The 22328-nt window shown below is 34.4% G+C and carries 18 protein-coding genes, 5 tRNA genes and 1 pseudogene; 23 read left to right on the forward strand and 1 reads right to left on the reverse strand.

Annotated elements, in window-relative coordinates; translation table 11 throughout:
• The first annotated feature begins 3 nt into the window (after window positions 1-3).
• From ABY285_RS03530 to ABY285_RS03640, 23 genes are all read left to right on the forward strand, one after another.
• Complete coding sequence (locus tag ABY285_RS03530; RefSeq protein WP_372767084.1) at window positions 4-876, forward strand: ComEA family DNA-binding protein; 873 nt, start codon at window positions 4-6, stop codon at window positions 874-876.
• A gap of 30 nt (window positions 877-906) precedes the next feature.
• A complete protein-coding gene (locus tag ABY285_RS03535; RefSeq protein ID WP_372767086.1) occupies window positions 907-2073 on the forward strand; it encodes an acyl-CoA dehydrogenase family protein in 1167 nt (388 codons plus the stop codon).
• A gap of 106 nt (window positions 2074-2179) precedes the next feature.
• Window positions 2180-2377 (forward strand): 30S ribosomal protein S21, encoded by a 198-nt coding sequence (gene rpsU, locus ABY285_RS03540; RefSeq protein ID WP_372767088.1) that lies wholly within the window; start codon window positions 2180-2182, stop codon window positions 2375-2377.
• Window positions 2378-2451: 74 nt separating this feature from the next.
• Window positions 2452-3339 (forward strand): tyrosine-type recombinase/integrase, encoded by an 888-nt coding sequence (locus ABY285_RS03545; RefSeq protein ID WP_372767090.1) that lies wholly within the window; start codon window positions 2452-2454, stop codon window positions 3337-3339.
• Window positions 3340-3345: 6 nt separating this feature from the next.
• On the forward strand, window positions 3346-3645 hold the full coding sequence (gene hpf, locus ABY285_RS03550; protein WP_372767092.1) for a ribosome hibernation-promoting factor, HPF/YfiA family: 300 nt from the start codon (window positions 3346-3348) through the stop codon (window positions 3643-3645).
• A 97-nt stretch (window positions 3646-3742) separates the two neighbouring features.
• A tRNA-Thr gene (locus tag ABY285_RS03555) sits at window positions 3743-3816 on the forward strand.
• A gap of 128 nt (window positions 3817-3944) precedes the next feature.
• Window positions 3945-4025 (forward strand) — tRNA-Tyr (locus ABY285_RS03560).
• A gap of 50 nt (window positions 4026-4075) precedes the next feature.
• Window positions 4076-4148 (forward strand) — tRNA-Gly (locus ABY285_RS03565).
• Window positions 4149-4158: 10 nt separating this feature from the next.
• Window positions 4159-4230 (forward strand) — tRNA-Thr (locus ABY285_RS03570).
• Between the two features lie 64 nt (window positions 4231-4294).
• Window positions 4295-5482, forward strand: a complete 1188-nt coding sequence (gene tuf, locus ABY285_RS03575; protein ID WP_372767094.1) for an elongation factor Tu — start codon at window positions 4295-4297, stop codon at window positions 5480-5482.
• A 62-nt stretch (window positions 5483-5544) separates the two neighbouring features.
• Window positions 5545-5617: transfer RNA gene (locus tag ABY285_RS03580), tRNA-Trp, on the forward strand.
• 14 nt (window positions 5618-5631) lie between these two features.
• On the forward strand, window positions 5632-5820 hold the full coding sequence (gene secE, locus ABY285_RS03585) for a preprotein translocase subunit SecE (protein ID WP_372767096.1): 189 nt from the start codon (window positions 5632-5634) through the stop codon (window positions 5818-5820).
• Between the two features lie 14 nt (window positions 5821-5834).
• Entirely contained in the window at window positions 5835-6386 is a 552-nt protein-coding gene (nusG, locus tag ABY285_RS03590; RefSeq protein ID WP_372767098.1) for a transcription termination/antitermination protein NusG, read from the forward strand.
• Window positions 6387-6460: 74 nt separating this feature from the next.
• A complete protein-coding gene (rplK, locus tag ABY285_RS03595) occupies window positions 6461-6904 on the forward strand; it encodes a 50S ribosomal protein L11 (protein WP_372767100.1) in 444 nt (147 codons plus the stop codon).
• A 13-nt stretch (window positions 6905-6917) separates the two neighbouring features.
• Entirely contained in the window at window positions 6918-7607 is a 690-nt protein-coding gene (rplA, locus tag ABY285_RS03600) for a 50S ribosomal protein L1 (RefSeq protein ID WP_372767102.1), read from the forward strand.
• A gap of 22 nt (window positions 7608-7629) precedes the next feature.
• Window positions 7630-8145 (forward strand): 50S ribosomal protein L10, encoded by a 516-nt coding sequence (rplJ, locus tag ABY285_RS03605; protein WP_372767104.1) that lies wholly within the window; start codon window positions 7630-7632, stop codon window positions 8143-8145.
• A 46-nt stretch (window positions 8146-8191) separates the two neighbouring features.
• Window positions 8192-8566, forward strand: a complete 375-nt coding sequence (gene rplL / locus ABY285_RS03610; protein WP_372767106.1) for a 50S ribosomal protein L7/L12 — start codon at window positions 8192-8194, stop codon at window positions 8564-8566.
• Window positions 8567-8688: 122 nt separating this feature from the next.
• Complete coding sequence (gene rpoB / locus ABY285_RS03615) at window positions 8689-12504, forward strand: DNA-directed RNA polymerase subunit beta (protein WP_372767108.1); 3816 nt, start codon at window positions 8689-8691, stop codon at window positions 12502-12504.
• Window positions 12505-12593: 89 nt separating this feature from the next.
• Window positions 12594-16871 carry a DNA-directed RNA polymerase subunit beta' gene (gene rpoC, locus ABY285_RS03620; protein WP_372767110.1) on the forward strand — a complete coding sequence of 1426 codons (4278 nt, stop codon included), beginning with the start codon at window positions 12594-12596 and terminating at the stop codon, window positions 16869-16871.
• A gap of 2 nt (window positions 16872-16873) precedes the next feature.
• Window positions 16874-17188, forward strand: a complete 315-nt coding sequence (locus ABY285_RS03625; protein ID WP_372767112.1) for a DUF3467 domain-containing protein — start codon at window positions 16874-16876, stop codon at window positions 17186-17188.
• Window positions 17189-17296: 108 nt separating this feature from the next.
• Entirely contained in the window at window positions 17297-19099 is a 1803-nt protein-coding gene (locus tag ABY285_RS03630) for a TonB-dependent receptor (RefSeq protein ID WP_372767114.1), read from the forward strand.
• A 36-nt stretch (window positions 19100-19135) separates the two neighbouring features.
• Entirely contained in the window at window positions 19136-19456 is a 321-nt protein-coding gene (locus tag ABY285_RS03635; RefSeq protein ID WP_372767116.1) for an Mpo1-like protein, read from the forward strand.
• 66 nt (window positions 19457-19522) lie between these two features.
• Window positions 19523-20113: a peroxiredoxin-like family protein gene (locus ABY285_RS03640; protein WP_372767118.1), complete on the forward strand. Its 591-nt coding sequence runs from the start codon at window positions 19523-19525 to the stop codon at window positions 20111-20113.
• 549 nt (window positions 20114-20662) lie between these two features.
• Here ABY285_RS03640 and ABY285_RS03645 read toward each other — a convergent pair.
• Window positions 20663-22328 (reverse strand): annotated as a pseudogene (locus tag ABY285_RS03645) (hypothetical protein); the annotation flags it as partial.

Here is a 22328-nt window from a genome sequence, read left to right on the forward strand (position 1 = left end):
AAAATGAATACACTAAAATCCCATTTCAGGTACAATACAAGCCAAAGAAATGGGATTTTCTTTTTACTGTTGTTTATTGTTTTTCTTCAAGGTATTTTCTTTTTTGTAGATTTTTCTTCGGATGAAACCAATGCGGTGTCTCAAAACGAAATTGTTGCTTTTCAACATGAAATGGATTCGTTAAAGAGGGTGGAACTGGAAAACCGCATTCCGAAAATTTATCCATTCAATCCCAATTTTATAACAGACTTTAAGGGGCATCAACTTGGAATGGGCCTTGATGAAATTGATAAATTGCTCGCGTTTCGTGCAAAAGGAAATTATATCAATTCAACAAAACAATTTCAGGAAACAACAGGTGTAAACGATAGTTTATTGGCTGCAATAAGTCCCTATTTTAAATTTCCTGAATGGACAACTTCAAAGAATATCATTGAAAAACCCTATTCAAAAATCACGATAGAAAAATCAATCCTGAAAAAAGATATCAACTCAGTTTCTGCAGAAGATTTGAAAATGATTAACGGCATTGGAGAGAAATTGGCAAAAAGAATAATTGACTATAGAACAAAATTGCAGGGATTTTCAATAAATGATCAAGTATATGAAGTTTGGGCGCTGGATAAAGAAATTGCTGGTAAAGTTTTGCAGTATTTTGAAGTCACAAACCTGCCGAAAATTCAAAAGATCAACATCAATACTGCTACTTTTAAAGAAGTGTTGTCCATTGTTTATTTAGATTATGAACTTACCAAAAAAATCTTCAATTATAAAAATCAGGTTGCTGAAATACAGTCCATACAAGAACTGAAAAAAATTGATGGTTTTCCTCTAGATAAATTTAACAGAATAGCGTTATATTTGGATGCTAAATAATAAAACTAATATTTTAAGCTAACAGCCCCTATGAATAGTATGTATTTTACAGAAGAACACCAGGCATTCAGAAAAAGTTTTCAGGATTTTTTGCAGAAGGAAGTAGTTCCTCACATAGATAAATGGGAAAAAACCGGGACTGTAGAACGCTTTATTTGGAAGAAGTTTGGAGAAATGGGATATTTCGGATTAAATGTTTCTGAAGAAAATGGTGGTTTAGGTCTGGATATTTTTTATACCGTTATATTTTTAGAAGAACTTCAAAAAGTGAATTCGGGAGGTTTTGCGGCAGCGATGTGGGCACATGCTTATTTAGCGATGACTCATTTGGAAAAAGAGGGAAGCGAAGCCATAAAAAAGAACTATTTAACAGCAAGTATTGAAGGCGAAAAAACAGGTTGTTTGTGCATTTCGGAACCAATTGGGGGCTCTGATGTCGCTGCAATGAGAACAACAGCAGTTAAAAAAGGTGATACTTATGTAATTAACGGCTCAAAAACATTTATTACCAACGGTGTTTATTCAGATTATTTAATAGTTACTGCAAAAACAAATCTGGCAGCCAGAAACAAAGGTATCAGTATTTTTATAATGGATAGAAATACACCGGGAATTTCGGCAACAAAATTAGATAAGTTAGGCTGGAGAGCCTCAGATACGGCTGAAATCGCTTTTGATAACGTGGTGATTCCTGCTGAAAATTTAATGGGTGACGAAGGAAAAGGTTTTCAATATATTATGAATCATTTTGCCTTGGAGCGCTTGGTGATGGGAATCAATGCGCACGCAAGATCAGAATATGCTTTGGATTACGCGATGCAATATATGTCTGAACGCCATGCTTTCGGTAAATCAATAGATCAATTTCAGGCATTGCGACATAAAATTGCCGATTTGGCCAGTGAAGTTGAAATGTGCAAAGAATTTAATTATTCCGTAGCCAAAAGATTGAATGAAGGTCAGTATATTGTAAAAGAAGCGAGCATGTCTAAATTGGTTTCAACCAAAATAGCGGACAATGTAATTTATGAATGCCTGCAGTTTTTAGGCGGTTATGGTTATATGGAAGATTATCCCATGGCAAGATTGTTAAGAGACAGTCGTCTTGGCCCAATCGGAGGAGGGACTTCAGAGATTTTGAGAGAAATTATTGCAAAAATGATTATTGATAAAAAGGAATATAAACCAGCGAAATAATTCTAGCTACAATTATTTTGTCATATTTATAGTATATAATATAAATAGATGTATATTTGCATTCCAAAAATTTAAAAGAGAACAGTTTGAAAGGAGGTGCTATACTATGTTAATTATACCAATAAAAGACGGAGAAAATATTGATAGGGCGTTAAAACGTTATAAAAGAAAATTTGATCGTACAAAAACGATGAAAAATTTGCGTGCACGTAAACAATTCATAAAACCTTCAGTAACAAATCGTGCTAAAAACATTAAAGCCAAGTACGTTCAAAATTTAAGAACTACAGAAGAGCAAGGTTAATTTTTTAACCATTTCCATAAACCGTTAGTAAATACAAATAACAATTCGTAAATTTGTGTACTAACGGTTTTTTTATGCCCATAACCTCATTTTTAAATTACCTAGCCTTAGAAAAAAAATATTCGAAACACACCATAACGGCTTATCAAAACGATTTAAATTCATTTCAAGCATTTTGCGATCAGGAATTTGGCAATGAAAGCATCGCAACTGTTAATTATGCTCAAATCAGAAATTGGATTGTTAGTTTGGTGAATTCAAAGATTTCCAATCGTTCCATAAACAGAAAAGTCTCCTCTTTAAAATCATTTTATAAATTTCTTCAGAAAATAAAACAAATAGAGGTAAATCCTTTAGTGAAGCATCAGGCTTTAAAAGTATTGAAACAAGTTCAGGTTCCTTTTTCAGAAAAAGAAATTTTTAGCGTTCTAAATGCAGTAGATAAAGAAGGTGATTTTGAATCAGTGCGAAATAAATTAATTGTTGAATTGTTTTATTCAACCGGAATGCGGAGAAATGAACTTATCAATATTAAAATTACCGATATAGATGATGTTAATGAAACTGTTAAAGTATTAGGAAAGCGGAATAAGGAACGTTATATTCCGTTATTAAAATCAGTGCGGGAATCATTAAAAAAATATCATGAGTTCAGGGGGGAAATTGAAAACGAGGAGCCTTATTTATTTTTAACAAAAAGCGGTAAAAAAATATATGATACACTTGTGTATCGTGTAATAAATAATTATTTTAGTGCGGTGTCATCAAAAGTTAAAAAAAGCCCTCATGTAATAAGGCATTCTTTTGCAACACACCTGCTTAATGAAGGTGCTGATTTAAACGCAGTAAAAGAATTACTTGGACATTCTAGTTTAGCGTCAACACAAATTTATACCCACAGTAGTTTGGGGAAATTAAAGGAAGTATATAACCAGGCCCACCCAAGGAGCCAAAAAAACTGATTTATTATGAAAGTAATTGTACAATCTGTGAATTTTAATGCAGACAGGGAGCTTATTGATTTTGTTGAGAAAAAAGTAGCCAGTTTGGAAAAGTATTATGATAAAATTGTAGATTCTGAAGTGTTTTTAAAGGTGCAACAAACGAGTGAAAAGGAGAATAAATTGGTTGATATTAAAATTAATATTCCGGGGAATGATATTGTAGTTAAAAAACAATGCAAAACATTTGAGGAAGGCACTATGGTCGCGGTAGATTCTCTTAAAAGAAAGTTAACCAAAGAGAAAGAAAAAGTACGTGAAAAATAAAATATTAAAAATTATCATAAAAGTTTTGTTTAAAAAATAAAACTTTAATACATTTGCAGTCCGTTAGAAATAGCGGGCTTCTTTTATGGAGTAAAAAGCCGATGTAGCTCAGCTGGCTAGAGCAGCTGATTTGTAATCAGCAGGTCGTGGGTTCGAGTCCCTCTATCGGCTCAAAAATTTGAAATAATGCTCAGATGAAAAATGACTTCAAATGGAAGTGATTTAGATGGTGTAAAAGTGGAAATTTTATTCCGAGCGCAGTCGAAGAAGTATCTCTATCGGCCAGATCTTTGAAAAATGGTGAGATACTCAAGTGGCCAACGAGGGCAGACTGTAAATCTGCTGCGCAAGCTTCGAAGGTTCGAATCCTTCTCTCACCACAAATGTTTTATAGTAATATAAAACATTAGGGAAATGAAAAAAAAATATTGCGAGAGTAGCTCAGTTGGTAGAGCTTCAGCCTTCCAAGCTGACTGTCGCCGGTTCGAGCCCGGTCTCTCGCTCTTTTTTTTGGCCGGTGTAGCTCAGGGGTAGAGCGTTTCCTTGGTAAGGAAGAGGTCATGGGTTCAAATCCCATCATTGGCTCAAAATTAGAATTGAAATTAACACTATTATATAACTAAGATTTAAAAATTAAAATTTAATAATCATGGCAAAAGCAACCTTTGATCGTTCAAAACCACATTTAAACATCGGGACAATTGGACACGTTGATCACGGTAAAACAACTTTAACAGCTGCTATTACTGTAGTATTAGCAGAAAAAGGATTTTGTGAAATAAAAAACTTTGATCAAATTGATAATGCTCCAGAGGAGAAAGAAAGAGGTATCACTATCAATACCGCACACGTAGAATATTCAACAGCGAATCGTCACTATGCTCACGTTGACTGTCCAGGTCACGCCGATTACGTTAAAAACATGGTAACTGGTGCTGCACAAATGGACGGCGCAATCATCGTTGTTGCTGCAACAGACGGACCAATGCCTCAGACTAGAGAGCATATCTTATTAGGTCGTCAGGTTGGTATTCCAAGATTGGTTGTATTCATGAATAAAGTGGATATGGTTGATGACGAAGAGTTATTGGAACTTGTAGAAATGGAAATCAGAGATTTATTGTCTTTCTATGACTATGATGGTGACAACACTCCAGTTATTCAAGGATCTGCTTTAGGTGCTTTAAACAAAGAGCCAAAATGGATGGATAAAGTTATTGAATTGATGGATGCCGTTGATACTTGGATTGAATTACCAACACGTGATATTGACAAACCTTTCCTTATGCCGGTTGAAGATGTATTTTCAATTACTGGTCGTGGTACAGTTGCAACTGGTCGTATAGAAACAGGTGTTGCAAATACAGGTGATGCAGTTGAGATTATTGGTATGGGAGCTGAAAAATTAACTTCTACAGTTACTGGAGTTGAAATGTTCCGTAAAATATTAGATAGAGGTGAAGCAGGTGATAACGTTGGTATCTTATTAAGAGGTATTGCAAAAGAAGATATCAAAAGAGGTATGGTAATTTGCAAACCAAAATCGGTTACACCACATGGTAAATTTAAAGCTGAGGTTTACGTTCTTAAAAAAGAAGAAGGTGGTCGTCATACACCATTCCATAATAACTATCGCCCACAGTTTTACGTTCGTACAACGGATGTAACAGGTACAATTATGCTTCCTGAAGGTGTTGAGATGGTTATGCCAGGTGATAACTTAACGATTCACGTAGAATTACATCAAAAAATCGCATTAAATGTTGGTTTACGTTTTGCAATCCGTGAAGGTGGTAGAACAGTTGGTGCAGGTCAAGTAACAGAATTATTAGATTAATAAAATACACCTGATACAAGATAAATTATAGGTGCTTCTTATAAGAGGGGCACCTTGTATTTACGGGTGTAGCTCAGTTGGTAGAGCACTGGTCTCCAAAACCAGGTGTCGGGAGTTCGAGTCTCTCCACCCGTGCAAAATTTGAAAAAATGAATTTAATCAATTACATAAGAGACTCATTTGAAGAGTTACGCAATAAAGTCTCCTGGATTTCTTGGGAAGAAGCTCAAAAATCGACTGTTGTTGTTGCTATATTTACAATATTATTTGCATTGGCGGTATTTGCTGTAGATAAAGTTTTTCAATCAGTATTAACTGAATATTTTAAACTATTTTAATTGGTAAAATTAGTATGACAGATTCTGTTAAAAAATGGTATGTTGTTAGAGCAATTGGAGGACAAGAGAATAAGGTGAAAACTTATATCGAAAATGAGATTGCCCGTTTAGGCATGACCGATTATGTTGATAGAGTTCTTGTACCCTCAGAAAAAGTTATTCAAGTGCGTAATGGAAAAAAAATAAACAAAGAACGTGTTTATTTTCCTGGGTATGTAATGATTGAAGCAAACTTAAGTGGTGAACTGCCGCATATCATTAAATCAATTCCTGGAGTTATCGGATTTTTAGGAGAGGTTAAAGGAGGAGATCCTGTACCTATGAGAAAATCTGAAATTAACCGAATGCTGGGCAAAGTTGATGAGTTATCAGTTCAAAATGATAATGTTGCAATTCCTTTTACTGTTGGAGAAACGGTAAAAGTAATTGATGGACCATTTAATGGTTTTGACGGCACTATTGAAAAAATAAATGAAGAAAAAAGAAAACTTGAAGTAATGGTTAAGATTTTTGGCAGAAAAACGCCATTAGAATTAAGTTACATGCAAGTTGAAAAAATTTCATAATTGTTACAGAAATAATGAGAGATATTATGCATTAGCTTCCAATTTTTGTATAATATATAATTTAAGATTTAAAGATGGCAAAAGAAATTAGTAAAGTAGTAAAATTACAGGTTAGAGGAGGTGCGGCAAACCCATCACCACCAGTTGGACCTGCTTTGGGTGCTGCCGGAGTTAATATTATGGAGTTCTGTAAGCAATTTAATGCAAGAACTCAAGACAAACAAGGAAAGATTTTACCAGTAGCAATTACTGTTTATAAAGACAAGTCTTTTGAGTTTGTTGTTAAAACTCCACCAGCGGCAATGCAAATTATGGAAGCTGCTAAAGTTAAAAAGGGTTCTTCTGAACCTAACCGTAACAAGGTAGCTACAGTAAGCTGGGATCAATTAAGAGTTATTGCTGAAGATAAAATGCAAGATTTAAATGCATTTACAATCGAATCAGCTATGATTATGATGGCTGGTACAGCACGCTCAATGGGTGTTAATGTAAGTGGAGAAGCTCCTATAAAAAAATAAAACAGTTATTAAAATGGCAAAATTAACTAAAAAGCAAAAAGAAGCACATGCTAAGATTGATAAAAATCTTGCATACTCTTTAAAAGACGCTTCCGCTTTAGTAAAAGAAATTACAAGTGTAAATTTCGATGCATCTATTGATATAGCTGTTAGATTGGGAGTAGATCCTCGTAAAGCGAATCAAATGGTTAGAGGCGTAGTTACATTACCGCACGGAACCGGAAAAGATGTTAAAGTATTGGCATTGGTAACTCCAGATAAAGAAGCAGAAGCTACAGAAGCTGGCGCTGATTATGTTGGATTAGATGAATACCTTCAAAAAATTAAAGAGGGTTGGACTGATGTGGATGTTATTATCACTATGCCAAGTGTAATGGGTAAATTAGGTCCCTTAGGTCGTGTTTTAGGGCCAAGAGGTTTAATGCCAAACCCTAAAACAGGTACAGTTACAATGGACGTTGCAAAAGCAGTAAAGGAAGTTAAAGCTGGTAAAATTGACTTTAGAGTTGATAAAACTGGTATTGTACACGCAGGTATTGGGAAAGCATCATTTGATGCCGAACAAATTACTGACAATGCACATGAAATCATCAATACTTTGGTAAAACTTAAGCCTACAACGGCTAAAGGAACTTATATTAAAAGTATTTATATTTCAAGTACAATGAGCCCTGGAGTTAATATTGACACAAAATCAGTTTAATTAAAGTTAAAACTTAGTAATTATGACGAGAGAAGAAAAATCACAAGTAATAGAAGCTTTAACAACCAAATTAACTGACGGAAAGGTTATCTATTTTGCAGATATATCAGGGTTAAATGCTTTACAAACATCAAATTTACGCAGAGCTTGTTTTAAAGCAAATATAAAACTGGCAGTTGTTAAAAACACATTGCTTAATAAAGCAATGGACAAATCTGATAAAGATTTCGGAGATTTACCATCGGTATTAAAAGGAAACACTTCTTTAATGATATCCGAATCAAGTAATGCTCCGGCTAAATTAATTAAAGATTTCAGAAAAAAATCACTTATTCCTTTGTTAAAAGGAGCTTATGTTGAAGAAGCAATCTATATTGGTGACAATCAATTAGAGTCTTTGGTTAACATAAAATCTAAAGAACAAGTTATTGGAGATATCATTACTTTATTACAATCGCCTGCTAAAAATGTTATTTCAGCATTGCAATCAGGAGGTAATAAATTATCTGGAATTCTTACAACATTATCAGAAAAATAAATACGCGCACTAAATAAACTAAATAATAAAATTTAAACAAAGAGAAATGGCAGATTTAAAAGATTTCGCAGAGAAACTTGTTAACTTAACAGTTAAAGAAGTAAATGAGTTGGCTAAAATATTAAAAGATGAATACGGTATTGAACCGGCAGCAGCAGTTGCGGCAGCAGGTCCTGCAGCAGGTGGAGGTGAAGAAGAAGCAGAAGTAAAAACTGAATTCGATGTAATTTTAAAAGCAGCTGGAGACTCTAAATTAGCAGTCGTTAAATTGGTTAAGGAATTAACCGGTTTAGGCCTTAAAGAAGCTAAAGGTATTGTAGATAGCGCACCAGCACCAATTAAAGAAGGTATTTCTAAAGATGAAGCAGAAGGTTTAAAAGCTGCATTAGAAGAAGCTGGAGCTGAGGTTGAGCTTAAATAAGCTTTCATTAGCTAACACAATTTAAGGTTTAGGTCTGGGTGAAAGCCTCAGACCTAAACCGCTTTGTGTATATATTCGTTCTTATATTTTCATAGTTTTTATTAACTTAAAGTTTTTGTCCATTGGCAACAAAAAAAATCACCGAAAGAATAAACTTCGCATCAGCTAAATTGGTAATGGAATATCCTGATTTTTTAGATATTCAAGTAAAATCATTTCAAGATTTTTTTCAACTAAAAACCAAAGCTGACGAAAGAAGTACCGAAGGATTATATAAAACCTTCCTCGACAACTTCCCAATTAGTGATACTCGCAACCAATTTGTGTTAGAGTTCGTGGACTACTTTGTAGATCCGCCTAGATATTCAATTCAAGAATGTATCGAAAGAGGTTTAACCTATTGCGTGCCTTTAAAAGCGCGTTTAAAACTCTATTGTACTGATCCTGAGCACGAAGATTTTGAAACAATTGTACAAGATGTTTATCTTGGTACAATTCCATACATGACACACAGTGGTACCTTTGTAATTAATGGTGCTGAAAGGGTTGTGGTTTCTCAATTGCATCGTTCACCAGGGGTATTCTTTGGGCAGTCATTCCACGCAAATGGAACAAAATTATATTCAGCAAGGGTAATTCCTTTTAAAGGTTCTTGGATAGAATTTGCAACTGATATCAATCAAGTAATGTATGCTTATATTGATAGAAAGAAAAAATTGCCGGTAACCACTTTGTTCAGAGCTATTGGTTATGAAAGAGATAAAGATATTTTGGAAATTTTTGATCTTGCAGAAGAAATTAAAGTTTCTAAAAGCGGACTTAAAAAATATATAGGCAGAAAACTGGCCGCACGTGTTTTAAAAACCTGGTTTGAAGATTTTGTTGATGAAGATACCGGCGAGGTTGTTTCTATAGAAAGAAATGAAATCGTATTGGACAGAGATACCATTTTAGAAAAAGACCAAATAGAAGAAATTATTGAGTCAGGATCAAAAACAATCCTGCTTCATAAAGAAGATAATGAAATGGCTGATTATGCCATTATTCACAATACCTTACAAAAAGATCCAACAAACTCTGAAAAAGAAGCTGTTGAACATATTTACAGACAGTTGCGTAACGCTGAACCGCCTGATTTCGAAACTGCAAAAGGTATTATTGATAAATTATTCTTCTCAGAACAACGCTACAATTTAGGTGAAGTTGGACGTTACAGAATGAATAAAAAGTTAAACTTGAATGTTGATATTGATGCAAAAGTTTTAACTAAAGAAGATATTATTACCATTATCAAAAACTTGATAAAATTAGTCAATTCAAAAGCAGAAGTTGATGATATTGACCATTTATCAAACCGTCGTGTGCGTACTGTTGGCGAGCAATTGGCTAGCCAGTTTGGCGTTGGCCTTTCTCGTATGGCAAGAACCATTCGCGAACGTATGAATGTGCGTGATAATGAGGTTTTTACGCCAATTGATTTGATAAACGCAAAAACGTTGTCATCTGTAATCAATTCGTTTTTTGGGACAAACCAATTGTCTCAATTTATGGATCAGACCAATCCATTGGCTGAGATTACGCATAAACGAAGATTATCAGCGCTAGGACCTGGAGGTTTATCCAGAGAAAGAGCAGGATTTGAGGTTCGTGACGTTCACTTTACACACTATGGCCGTTTATGTCCAATTGAAACTCCAGAGGGACCAAATATTGGGTTAATTTCATCTTTGGCGGTTTTTGCAAAAGTGAATAATCTAGGATTTATTGAGACTCCTTACAGAAAGGTAACTAATGGTCAGGTTAATATTAATGATGAACCAGCTTATTTAAGTGCTGAAGAAGAAGAGGGAATGAAGTTTGCTCAATCAAATCTTCCTTTAGATAATGAAGGTAATTTTGTGAACGACAAAATAATTGTTCGTGAAGAAGCAGATTATCCTGTAGTTGAGCCGAAAGCGGTAAACTTTATGGATGTTGCTCCTAATCAAATTGCCTCAATCTCAGCTTCTTTAATTCCATTTTTGGAGCATGATGATGCAAACCGTGCCTTAATGGGATCGAATATGATGCGTCAGGCGGTTCCTTTAATCAGACCTGAAGCACCAATTGTTGGTACAGGTTTGGAGAGAAGAGTTGCAAAAGATTCACGTATTTTAATCAATGCTGAAGGAGAAGGTACTGTTGAATATGTTGATGCCAACACCATTAAAATTAAATATGATAAAACTGATGAAGAGCGCATGGTTAGCTTCGAAAGCGACAGTAAAACATACAATCTAATCAAGTTTAGAAAAACAAACCAAGGAACTTCAATCAATCTAAAACCTATTGTTAAAAAAGGAGACAGGGTTGAAGAAGGCCAGGTGCTTTGTGAAGGTTATGCCACACAAAACGGTGAATTGGCTTTGGGAAGAAATATGAAGGTGGCTTTTATGCCTTGGAAAGGATACAACTTTGAGGATGCAATTGTTATTTCTGAAAAAGTGGTGAAAGAAGATATTTTCACTTCTATTCATATTGATGAATATTCAATGGATGTTAGAGATACAAAATTAGGTGCTGAAGAATTGACAAACGACATTCCAAATGTTTCTGAAGAAGCTACAAAAGATTTGGATGAAAATGGAATGATTCGTATTGGTGCAGAAGTAAAACCGGGAGATATTTTAATCGGTAAAATTACGCCTAAAGGAGAATCTGATCCAACACCTGAAGAGAAATTATTGAGAGCTATTTTTGGTGACAAAGCTGGCGACGTAAAAGATGCTTCATTAAAAGCTTCTCCATCATTGCGTGGGGTAGTTATTGATAAAAAGTTATTTGAGCGTGCTGTAAAAGACAAGTCTAAAAGAGCTAAAGATAAAATCAGTATTAGCAATTTAGAGCACAAGTATACTGCAAAATTAGAAGATTTACGTACTGTTTTAACCGAAAAATTATTCAACTTAATCAGTGGAAAAACTTCTCAGGGAGTGATGAACGATTTGGGAGAAGAAATTCTTCAAAAAGGTAAAAAGTTTACGTTAAAAATGCTAAACGCAGTTCCTGATTTTGTTTATTTAACTAGGGGAGTTTGGACTACAGATGACCATATTAATATGCTTGTGAATGAATTGATTCACAATTACAAAATCAAAGTAAATGATTTACAAGGATCTTTACGTCGTGAGAAATTTACGGTTTCAGTGGGTGATGAATTGCCTGCAGGAATTTTAAAACTTGCCAAAATTTACATCGCTAAAAAACGTAAGTTAAAAGTGGGTGATAAAATGGCCGGACGTCATGGTAATAAAGGTATTGTTGCCCGTATCGTTCGTCAGGAAGACATGCCGTTCTTAGAAGATGGAACTCCGGTTGATATTGTGTTGAACCCGCTTGGTGTGCCTTCACGTATGAATATTGGACAAATCTATGAAACGGTTCTTGGATGGGCTGGTCAGAAACTTGACAAGAAATTTGCAACACCAATTTTTGATGGCGCTAAAATTGACCAGATTAATCAGTTAATTGAAGATGCCGGAATTCCAAAACATGGCCATACGTACTTATATGATGGAGGTACAGGAGAACGTTTTGACCAACCTGCAACAGTAGGCGTTATTTATATGATCAAATTAGGCCATATGATTGATGACAAAATGCACGCACGTTCAATTGGACCATATTCATTAATTACACAACAGCCATTGGGTGGTAAAGCACAATTTGGAGGTCAGCGTTTTGGTGAGATGGAGGTTTGGGCACTTGAAGCTTATGGAGCATCAAGTACCTTGCGTGAAATCTTAACAGTAAAATCTGATGATGTTTTGGGTAGAGCCAAAACTTACGAGGCTATTGTAAAAGGTGATGATATGCCAGAACCAGGATTGCCAGAATCATTTAACGTATTAATGCACGAACTAAGAGGTCTTGGATTGGACGTTAGATTAGAGGAATAACAAAAAATGATAGTCAGGAGGCACCATTGTTTCCTGACTATTCAATAATATTTTTACATTTTTAAATTCGAATCCATTATTAACATATTATGGCCAGAAAAACCGATAATAAATACACTGTAAAAAAATTCAATAAAATTTCTATTGGATTGGCGTCTCCAGAAGTGATTCTTGAGAAATCAAATGGAGAAGTTTTAAAGCCGGAAACTATCAATTACCGAACTCACAAACCTGAAAGAGATGGATTGTTTTGTGAGCGAATTTTTGGACCAATAAAAGATTTTGAATGTGCTTGCGGAAAGTACAAGAGAATTCGCTATAAAGGAATAGTTTGTGACCGTTGCGGCGTTGAAGTAACTGAGAAAAAAGTTCGTAGAGATAGAGTAGGACACATTAATTTGGTTGTTCCTGTTGCTCATATCTGGTATTTTAGATCATTGCCTAACAAAATGGGTTACCTTTTAGGGTTGCCTTCAAAAAAGTTAGACATGATTATTTACTACGAACGTTATGTAGTCATTCAACCTGCCGGAGCTTCAAATGCTGCCGGAGAACCATTGCAAAAAATGGATTTCTTAACGGAAGAAGAATACTTGGATATTCTTGAATCATTTCCTGTTGAAAATAGATATTTAGACGACAATGACCCAGAAAAGTTCATCGCTAAAATGGGTGCTGAGTGTTTAATTGATTTATTTAACCGTATCAATTTAGATGAATTGTCTTATGAACTTCGTCATAAAGCAAACACAGAAACATCTAAACAACGTAAAACAGAAGCATTAAAAAGACTAAACGTAGTTGAGGCTTTTAGAGATGCAGGCAAAAACAGAGAGAATCGTCCGGAATGGATGATCATGAAAGTGATTCCTGTGACACCACCAGAATTACGTCCGTTGGTGCCGTTGGATGGTGGCCGTTTTGCCACTTCCGATTTAAATGATTTATACCGAAGAGTTATTATAAGAAACAATCGTTTAAAAAGATTGGTTGAAATAAAAGCTCCTGAGGTAATTTTACGTAATGAAAAACGTATGTTACAGGAATCTGTGGATTCATTATTTGACAACACGCGTAAATCTTCAGCAGTAAAAACAGAATCAAACCGTCCGTTAAAATCATTATCAGATTCCTTAAAAGGTAAGCAAGGACGTTTCCGTCAAAACTTATTGGGGAAACGTGTTGATTATTCTGCACGTTCTGTAATTGTTGTTGGACCAGAATTAAAATTATTCGAATGCGGATTGCCAAAAGATATGGCAGCTGAATTGTACAAGCCATTTGTTATCAGAAAATTGATTGAAAGAGGTATTGTAAAAACAGTAAAATCTGCAAAGAAAATTATAGATAAAAGAGAACCGGTTGTATGGGATATTTTAGAAAATGTTTTAAAAGGACATCCTGTATTGCTGAACCGTGCTCCTACATTACACCGTTTGGGTATTCAGGCTTTTCAACCAAAATTAATTGAAGGAAAAGCAATTCAGTTACACCCACTGGTTTGTACTGCATTTAATGCCGATTTTGATGGTGACCAAATGGCAGTACATTTACCATTAGGCCCTGAAGCTATTTTAGAATGTCAATTATTGATGTTAGCATCACATAATATTTTAAATCCGGCAAACGGAGCCCCTATTACAGTGCCTTCTCAAGACATGGTTTTGGGATTGTATTATATGACCAAAGAAAGAAAATCAACTCCTGAGCGTAAAGTAAAAGGAGAAGGATTGACTTTTTATTCTCCTGAAGAAGTAACCATTGCATTCAACGAAAAAGCAGTTGAACTTAATGCGGTTATTAAAGTTAGAACAAAAGATTTTAATGCAGAAGGGGAATTGGTTTCACAAATAATTGAAACAACTGTTGGAAGGGTTTTATTTAATGAAGTAGTTCCTGAGAAAGCAGGTTATGTCAATGAAGTATTAAATAAGAAAAACTTACGAGATATTATTGGGCAAGTTCTGAAAATGACAGATGTGCCAACAACCGGAAAATTCCTTGATGATATGAAGGATATGGGATACAAATTTGCATTCCGTGGAGGCTTATCATTCAGTTTGGGAGATATTATTATCCCGCCGGAAAAAGTTCAAATGATTGCGAATGCAAATGAACAGGTTGACGCTATTAGAGCAAACTATAATATGGGTATGCTAACGAATAAAGAGCGTTACAATCAGGTAATTGATATTTGGGGTTCTACAAACAACCGTTTAACTGAACTTTCAATGAAACGTTTGCGTGAAGACCAACAAGGATTTAACTCTGTGTTTATGATGCTAGATTCTGGTGCAAGGGGTTCTAAAGAACAAATTCGCCAGTTAACAGGTATGCGTGGATTAATGGCGAAACCTAAAAAATCTTCATCAGGTGGAGGAGAAATTATTGAAAATCCAATTTTGTCAAACTTTAAAGAAGGTTTGTCAATTCTTGAATACTTTATTTCTACACACGGTGCACGTAAAGGTTTGGCGGATACGGCATTAAAAACAGCCGATGCGGGTTACTTAACACGTCGTTTGGTTGATGTTTCGCAAGATGTGATTATTAATGAAGTAGATTGCGGTACTTTAAGAGGTTTATTTGTTGAACCACTTAAAAAGAATGATGAGATTGTTGAATCATTAAGTGAAAGACTTGATGGTCGTGTATCATTGCATGACGTTTCAGATCCTATCACTGACGAGTTATTTATAAAATCAGGAGAAGAAATTTCTACTGAAATTGCCAAACGTATCGAAAATTCATCTCTTGATGGCGTTGAAGTTCGTTCTGCTTTAACTTGTGAATCCAAAAAAGGTATTTGCGCTAAATGTTACGGGCATAGCTTATCAACAAGAAAAATGGTGCAAATTGGAGAAGCAGTAGGCGTTGTTGCGGCACAGTCAATTGGGGAACCAGGTACACAGTTAACATTGAGAACATTCCACGTTGGAGGGGTTGCAGGAAATATTTCAGAAGAAAATAGTTTAATTGCAAGACTTTCAGGAACAGCTTCAATAGATGACTTAAAAACCGTTGAAGGTAAAGACAATGAAGGAAATGCAATTAACATTGTAATTTCAAGAACATCTGAAATTAAAGTTGTTGACGATAAAACCGGATTAACCTTAAGCACAAACAACATTCCTTATGGATCTACCATTTTTATAAAAGATGGTGAAAAAATTAAAAGAGGTGATGTTATTTGTAAATGGGATCCATTTAACGGTGTTATCGTTTCTGAATTTGCAGGTAAAATTGAATTCGATAATGTGGAGAAAGGAGTTAACTACCTTGTTGAAATAGATGAACAAACTGGTTTTCAGGAAAAAGTAATTATTGAATCTAAAAGCAAAAAAACAATACCAACGTTATTGCTAAAAGATAAAAAGGACAACGTACTAAGATCATACAACCTGCCTTTAGGTGCCCATTTAATTGTAGAAGATGGTGAGAAAATACCTGAAGGTAAAATAATTGTTAAAATTCCACGTAAATCTGGTAAAGCAGGTGATATTACAGGAGGTTTACCACGTGTAACCGAATTATTTGAAGCGCGTAATCCATCAAATCCAGCAGTAGTTTCGGAAATTGACGGTGTTGTTTCTTTCGGAAAAATTAAACGAGGTAACCGTGAAATAGTTGTTGAGTCTAAATTGGGAGATGTTAAAAGGTATTTAATCAAGCTTTCAAACCAAATTTTAGTTCAGGAAAACGATTATATAAAAGCAGGAATGCAACTTTCTGAAGGTGCAACTGCACCGGATGACATCTTAAATATTCAAGGACCGTCAAAAGTTCAGGAATATTTGGTGAATGAAATTCAGGAGGTTTACCGTTTGCAAGGGGTGAAAATTAACGACAAACATTTTGAAGTGGTTGTTCGCCAAATGATGCGTAAAGTAAAAATTATTGATTCTGGAGATACCTTATTCTTAGAAAATCAATTGGTGCATAAAAACGACTTCTTTGAAGTAAATGATGAAATTTACGGATTGAAAGTTGTGGAAAATGCAGGTGATTCAGATGTTTTAAAAGAAGGACAAATTATTACTCCTCGCCAATTACGTGATGAAAACTCCGTATTGCGCAGAGAAGATAAAAATTTGGTGGAAGCAAGAGATTCAAACCCGGCAACGGCTGAACAAATTTTGCAAGGAATTACAAGAGCATCATTACAAACGAAATCATTTATTTCTGCTGCATCATTCCAAGAAACAACAAAAGTATTGAATGAAGCTGCAGTTAGCGGTAAAATTGATTACTTGGAAGGTTTAAAAGAAAATGTTATTGTTGGAAAACGTATTCCGGCAGGAACAGGAATGAAACAATATGATAATATTATTGTTGGGCCAATGGATGAAATGATGTCAAAAATTTAGTTATGAGCGATCAAAAACCTAATGAGGAAGGGAAAATAAATATTGAGATGGACGATAAAACTGCTGAAGGAATTTATTCTAATTTGGCAATTATCAATCATTCAGTTTCAGAATTTGTTGTTGATTTTATAAGTGTAATGCCCGGGCAACCAAAGGCTAAAGTAAAATCAAGGATTATTTTAACTCCGCAACATGCAAAACGTTTGGTAAAAGCGCTTGCAGATAATGTTCATAGGTTTGAGAAAAGTCATGGTGACATAAAGGATTATGACCAACCAACAATCCCATTAAATTTTGGGCCCACGGGAGAAGCATAAAAAGTAAAAAAAAAGGCCAAACGAAAGTTTGGCCTTTTTTTATTATTTCACTTTCTTTTTAATTACATTTTAATAGATTTGCCAACTACTAACAATGAATCTATTTTAATGAAAATATATTACAGCCTATTGTTGGCCCTGTCAATTTTAAGCACTTCAGTAAATGCTCAAAAGGATACCATTAAATTAAAAGAAATTGAAGTTTCTTCAAACAGAATATCCTTGCCTTTTTCTAAAACTTCACGCACCATAACGATTTTAACGAACGATGATATTGTCAAATCAGCAGCAACAAACCTGTCCGATATGCTGCAAAATGTTGCAGGAGTTGATATCAGAAGAAGAGGAATTGACGGAATGCAGTCGGACTTATACATAAGAGGCGGAAATTTCGATCAGACATTGTTATTGATTGATGGCGTAAAAATGGATGATGCGCAAACGGGACATCATACAATGAACGCTATTCTGTCTTTGGAAAACATAGAAAGAATTGAAATTATAAAGGGGCCTGCAGCACGTATTTACGGACAAAATGCCTTTACAGGCGCCATAAATATTGTCACAAAATCTGTAACCGAAAATAGGACAGCCATTAATTTAAATTATGGTTCCTATAACAATAAAAAAGGAGAGGTTTCTTTGGCGCACAAATTTAAAGAAGTTGCTATTTTGGCTTCGGCTGGTTATCAGGAATCGGATGGATACAGATTTAATACGGATTTTGAAAACGTTTCTGCTTTTTTAAAATCCAATTTTAAAAATTATAGTTTAATCACTTCTTTTGGACAGCGTAAATTTGGTGCAAACGGCTTTTATGCGAGCCCTGCTTATAAAGATCAATATGAAGAAACCCAAACTAGTTTGGTGGCACTTTCTTCTAATTATGTTGCTGGAGAAACCACTGTTAAACCAAGAATTTATTGGAGAAGAAATGAGGATATGTATTTGTTCATTCGCGAAAATCCTTCCTACTATAGAAATTTGCACATTTCAAATAAAATAGGCGCAGAAACCAATGTCGTTTTTAATACAGGTTTGGGAAAAACAGGTGTTGGACTTGATATTTCAAGAATATTTTTGGTGAGTAACAATTTAGGCGATCATCAAAGAACGGCTATAACCGGGTTTATAGAGCATAGATTTGAATTATTGAATGAGACCCTGGATATTACGCCAGGTGTTGCCATTAGTTCTTATTCGGATTTTGACACCAAAGCATTTCCAGGATTAGATCTTGGTTACCGTATATCGGAAAAAGTAAAATTGTATGGAAATATTGGTTATACCTATCGGGTGCCAACTTATACCGATTTGTATTATGTTGGGCCAACAACCAAGGGAAATGCTGATTTGGAAGCGGAATCGGCTTTGGCAGAGGAGCTGGGAATTAAATTTACAATTCCTGATTTTCAAATGGACGTTGCTTTGTTTAACAGGAAATCGGACAATTTAATTGACTGGACCAAAGACAATGAAGCAGATAAATGGGAAGCCAGAAATTTTAGTGAAGTGGTTGCGCAAGGTTTGGAAACAAACTTGAATTATCAGTTTAAATTAGGGGAATATCAACAAGAATTTAATTTGGGTTATAGCTTCATTGATGATGTTATTAAAGACAATCAAGTGCAATTCACCCAATATTCCATAAACAGCATCAAACATCAATTTACTGCAGGTATTGACACTAAATTTTGTCCAATTTTTAGTGAACATATTTCATACAGGTATGTAGAAAGAACCAACGGGCAAAATTACCATGTGGTGGACGCTAAAATACTTGCGGTACTTAAAAATAATATGGAATTTTCATTAATTGCCAATAATATTTTTAATGCTGAATACACCGAAACCAATTTGGTGCCTATGCCAAAAGGAAATGTGATGGTAGGATTTAAATACAGCTTATAAAATAAATAATGTAAATTGCTGTTTTAATTAGTATTTATGGAAGAGCCTATAAAATCATTTGAAGAATTTTACCCATTTTATTTAAAACAACACAGCAATAAAATTTGCAGATTGCTGCATGTTATTGGGACGACAATTGTTCTTTCACTGGCATTTACGGCTTTATATCATAACATGCCTAAATTATGGATAATGGTTCCAATTGCCGGTTATGGTTTTGCCTGGGTGGGGCATTTCTTTTTTGAAAAAAACAAACCCGCAACTTTTAAATATCCCTTGTGGAGTTTAAAATCTGACTTCAAAATGTATTTTGATATTCTTTCCGGAAAACTCAGCTTAGATTCTTCAAAAGAATAATATTTTTATGTAATTGTTTTAAATTATTTCGACTACGTATATAAATAATTTAAAATCAAAAAAAAAATGAAAGTTACCTTAGTTTCTCTTTTTCTATTCTTTACTATGGGAAAGGCAATTTCACAAATTAATAATGAGCATCTAAAAGTTGGTGAAATTTCGCCTAACATAGTTGGAGTTGATCAATTTAAGACTACAATTGACTCGGATGAAATTTTAAAAAACAAAAAGATATTGCTCGTATTTTATCGAGGCAATTGGTGCCCTCATTGTAGAAAGCATTTGCTTAGTTTACAGGAAAATTTAGAGAAATTAACTGAAAAGGGAGTTTATGTAATTGTTGTAACCCCTGAAAAGGTTGAAAAAATACAAGAAACTACCAAAAGATTAAAAACTTCATTTTCAATAGTTCACGATGTAAATAATAAAATAATGAACGATTTTAAAGTGGCTTTTGAAGTAAATGAACAAAATGTTACTAACTACTTTCAATCCACTATAAATAACATAAGAGCGTATAATGAAACTAATAACAATGTGCTCCCTGTGCCAGCTACTTATATAATTGATAAAAACCATAAAATAAGTTATGTTCAGTATGATCCAACATACAGTAACAGAGCTAGTTTTACTGAAATATTAACAATGTTGGAATGATAATATTTATAGCTTAAATTACGGTAATAACTAAAATGTTGCTTTAAAATTGTTATAAATATAATTAACGACTTCCTGAATGTTAAAATAATATGAAATATATAATAAAATAATTGTACAGATGTGAAATATATTGTATTTTTGCAGGGTAAATAACAACTAATTTAATCCGTTATGGAAATTGTAAAAAAAGTTAAAAACCAAGAGCAAAAAGCAAGACAAAACACCATCGATTTTAAAAATTCCAAGAGCATTACCTGGAATAATAAAAGAAGATTCGGGATATAAAATTTGACTATTATTGTTACATGATTATTTGAAATAAAAAGGGCGAAAGATTTAAATCTTTCGTCCTTTTTTGCTTAATTTTTTTAATTAAGATGCATAAAATAAACGATTTATATTTTTTTTCGGAAGACCTTTTAATCGAGTTTGGAGAAAATGGTACTTACAATTATTGCAGCGCTATTTAAGGGTGGGGCAAATGCAACAAAAAAAGGCGGTAGATTTTTAAATCTACCACCTTTTTCTTTTAGGTTAGTTTATAAATTATCTTTGATCTACTGATTTCGCAACAACTTGTTTAGACAATTTTTCTCTATTTGTTGATAAGCGAATAATCAAGGATTGATCTGAAACTCTTGACAAATCAAGCTGCTTATTAGCAACAGTTCCTTTTACGTACTGAGAATCAACGGTTTCAGAAATTAACATTCCTTTAGCATCAAATACTTGAATTTTAACATCGGTGTCATATTCATATTTGTATTCAATAGTAAGCACATCGGTAAATGGTACTGGATATGCTTTAAAGTCAGCTGATCTTGGTTCTTCAACAACCACAACTTGTAATAATGCAGTAGCTGTAGGTGCTGGTTCTGGATCAGTAACATCACAGATACCATCACTATTATAGTCAGGTCCATCATTAGAAGTATCATAATCTGCTAAAGGTCCAAAACCATCGGTTCCTATTGAACAATCATCACAACCATCAGCATCCATATCTCTACATATACTTGGGTCTAATGAATTTAAATCAGAATTATCTGCTACTCCATCATTATCATCATCACTATCACAAACATCACCCATACCATCATTATCAGTATCTAATTGATCTTCATTTACAATAGAAATACAGTTGTCTATAGAATCTGGATAACTATCTTCGTCAGAATTAGGTTCGCTGCGTTGTATTCTACATTCATCAAATCCTCTGTTGATTGCATCTACTGCACCATTTACGGTACTTGCAGACATATCAGTAACAACTCCACCTAAAACATCATTGGCCAATGCATATAATGTAGCGACAGTTGCACCACCATAACCATTATCATTATCATTTAAATAATCAATTACAGATTGACTTATTTTAAATGTTTCTGTTTTGTAGTAACCTTCATCACTTCCACATTCTTTAGAAGCTGATGTGTAGAACTCACTTTCCAATTCCCAATTTCCAAGAGTGGAATTCAATTCCATATTGAAGAATAAAGTAATGGTTTGTGCCAAAAAGACATTTTTAATTTTTTTAGTGTAAGTAACATGTCCTTCTAAGGCCTTTGGAGTTCCACCACCAGGTAACCAAGTGAAGATGTTTCCATTTGTAATATCACTAGAAGTAATTACAAAGTAATTTCCATTTCCACTATTATAGTCACCAAAATAAACAGTTCCACCAACATTGCTTAATGCAGCTTCCATCATGGTTTGTGCATTTATGCGATCTTCTAATTCAGGATCACAACCTAAACCACCTTCATTTCCATAGAAACCTTGAGTGTAGGTACATAATGTTCTTACACAAGGTTCTACTGTGAATTTTGCTGTATCGCTGCCATTTTCACAAAGGTCAGTTACATTAAATACTACGTCAACAAAACCGCCTTGGGCTCTGTCTGGTGCAGTATAAGTTTCAGCAAAAACACCTTGAGGATCACAACCGCCAATTACAGTAAATCCTTCTAGCCATAAAGCAAATGCGGCATCCAAATCACCTTGTGTTCCATAATAACAACCAGGAATTAAAGTGTCTTGAACATCGCTGATTACTAATGGATCAGGAGCAGTTACCGTAAAGGTAGCAGATGCTGTAATGGCAGGATCAAGACATGTATCGGTGATAGTCCAAGTTACTGTAATTTCATCACCACATGCATCTGGCATTTGTTCTCCAGCATCATTTGATAACTGTGGATCACATCCGCCT

The organism is Lutibacter sp. (assembly GCF_041555395.1).
In the GTDB taxonomy this organism is placed as follows: domain Bacteria; phylum Bacteroidota; class Bacteroidia; order Flavobacteriales; family Flavobacteriaceae; genus Lutibacter.

Excerpts from the sequence above, each read along its gene's own strand:
- nusG (WP_372767098.1), top strand. The coding sequence starts at position 5,835 with ATGACAGATTCTGTTAAAAAATGGTATGTTGTTAGAGCAATTGGAGGA.
- rplJ (WP_372767104.1), top strand. The coding sequence starts at position 7,630 with ATGACGAGAGAAGAAAAATCACAAGTAATAGAAGCTTTAACAACCAAA.
- ABY285_RS03640 (WP_372767118.1), top strand. The coding sequence starts at position 19,523 with ATGAAAGTTACCTTAGTTTCTCTTTTTCTATTCTTTACTATGGGAAAG.
- rplL (WP_372767106.1), top strand. The coding sequence starts at position 8,192 with ATGGCAGATTTAAAAGATTTCGCAGAGAAACTTGTTAACTTAACAGTT.
- rpoC (WP_372767110.1), top strand. The coding sequence starts at position 12,594 with ATGGCCAGAAAAACCGATAATAAATACACTGTAAAAAAATTCAATAAA.
- rplA (WP_372767102.1), top strand. The coding sequence starts at position 6,918 with ATGGCAAAATTAACTAAAAAGCAAAAAGAAGCACATGCTAAGATTGAT.
- ABY285_RS03535 (WP_372767086.1), top strand. The coding sequence starts at position 907 with ATGAATAGTATGTATTTTACAGAAGAACACCAGGCATTCAGAAAAAGT.
- ABY285_RS03635 (WP_372767116.1), top strand. The coding sequence starts at position 19,136 with ATGGAAGAGCCTATAAAATCATTTGAAGAATTTTACCCATTTTATTTA.
- rplK (WP_372767100.1), top strand. The coding sequence starts at position 6,461 with ATGGCAAAAGAAATTAGTAAAGTAGTAAAATTACAGGTTAGAGGAGGT.
- ABY285_RS03630 (WP_372767114.1), top strand. The coding sequence starts at position 17,297 with ATGAAAATATATTACAGCCTATTGTTGGCCCTGTCAATTTTAAGCACT.
- tuf (WP_372767094.1), top strand. The coding sequence starts at position 4,295 with ATGGCAAAAGCAACCTTTGATCGTTCAAAACCACATTTAAACATCGGG.
- rpsU (WP_372767088.1), top strand. The coding sequence starts at position 2,180 with ATGTTAATTATACCAATAAAAGACGGAGAAAATATTGATAGGGCGTTA.
- secE (WP_372767096.1), top strand. The coding sequence starts at position 5,632 with ATGAATTTAATCAATTACATAAGAGACTCATTTGAAGAGTTACGCAAT.
- hpf (WP_372767092.1), top strand. The coding sequence starts at position 3,346 with ATGAAAGTAATTGTACAATCTGTGAATTTTAATGCAGACAGGGAGCTT.
- ABY285_RS03530 (WP_372767084.1), top strand. The coding sequence starts at position 4 with ATGAATACACTAAAATCCCATTTCAGGTACAATACAAGCCAAAGAAAT.
- ABY285_RS03625 (WP_372767112.1), top strand. The coding sequence starts at position 16,874 with ATGAGCGATCAAAAACCTAATGAGGAAGGGAAAATAAATATTGAGATG.
- ABY285_RS03545 (WP_372767090.1), top strand. The coding sequence starts at position 2,452 with ATGCCCATAACCTCATTTTTAAATTACCTAGCCTTAGAAAAAAAATAT.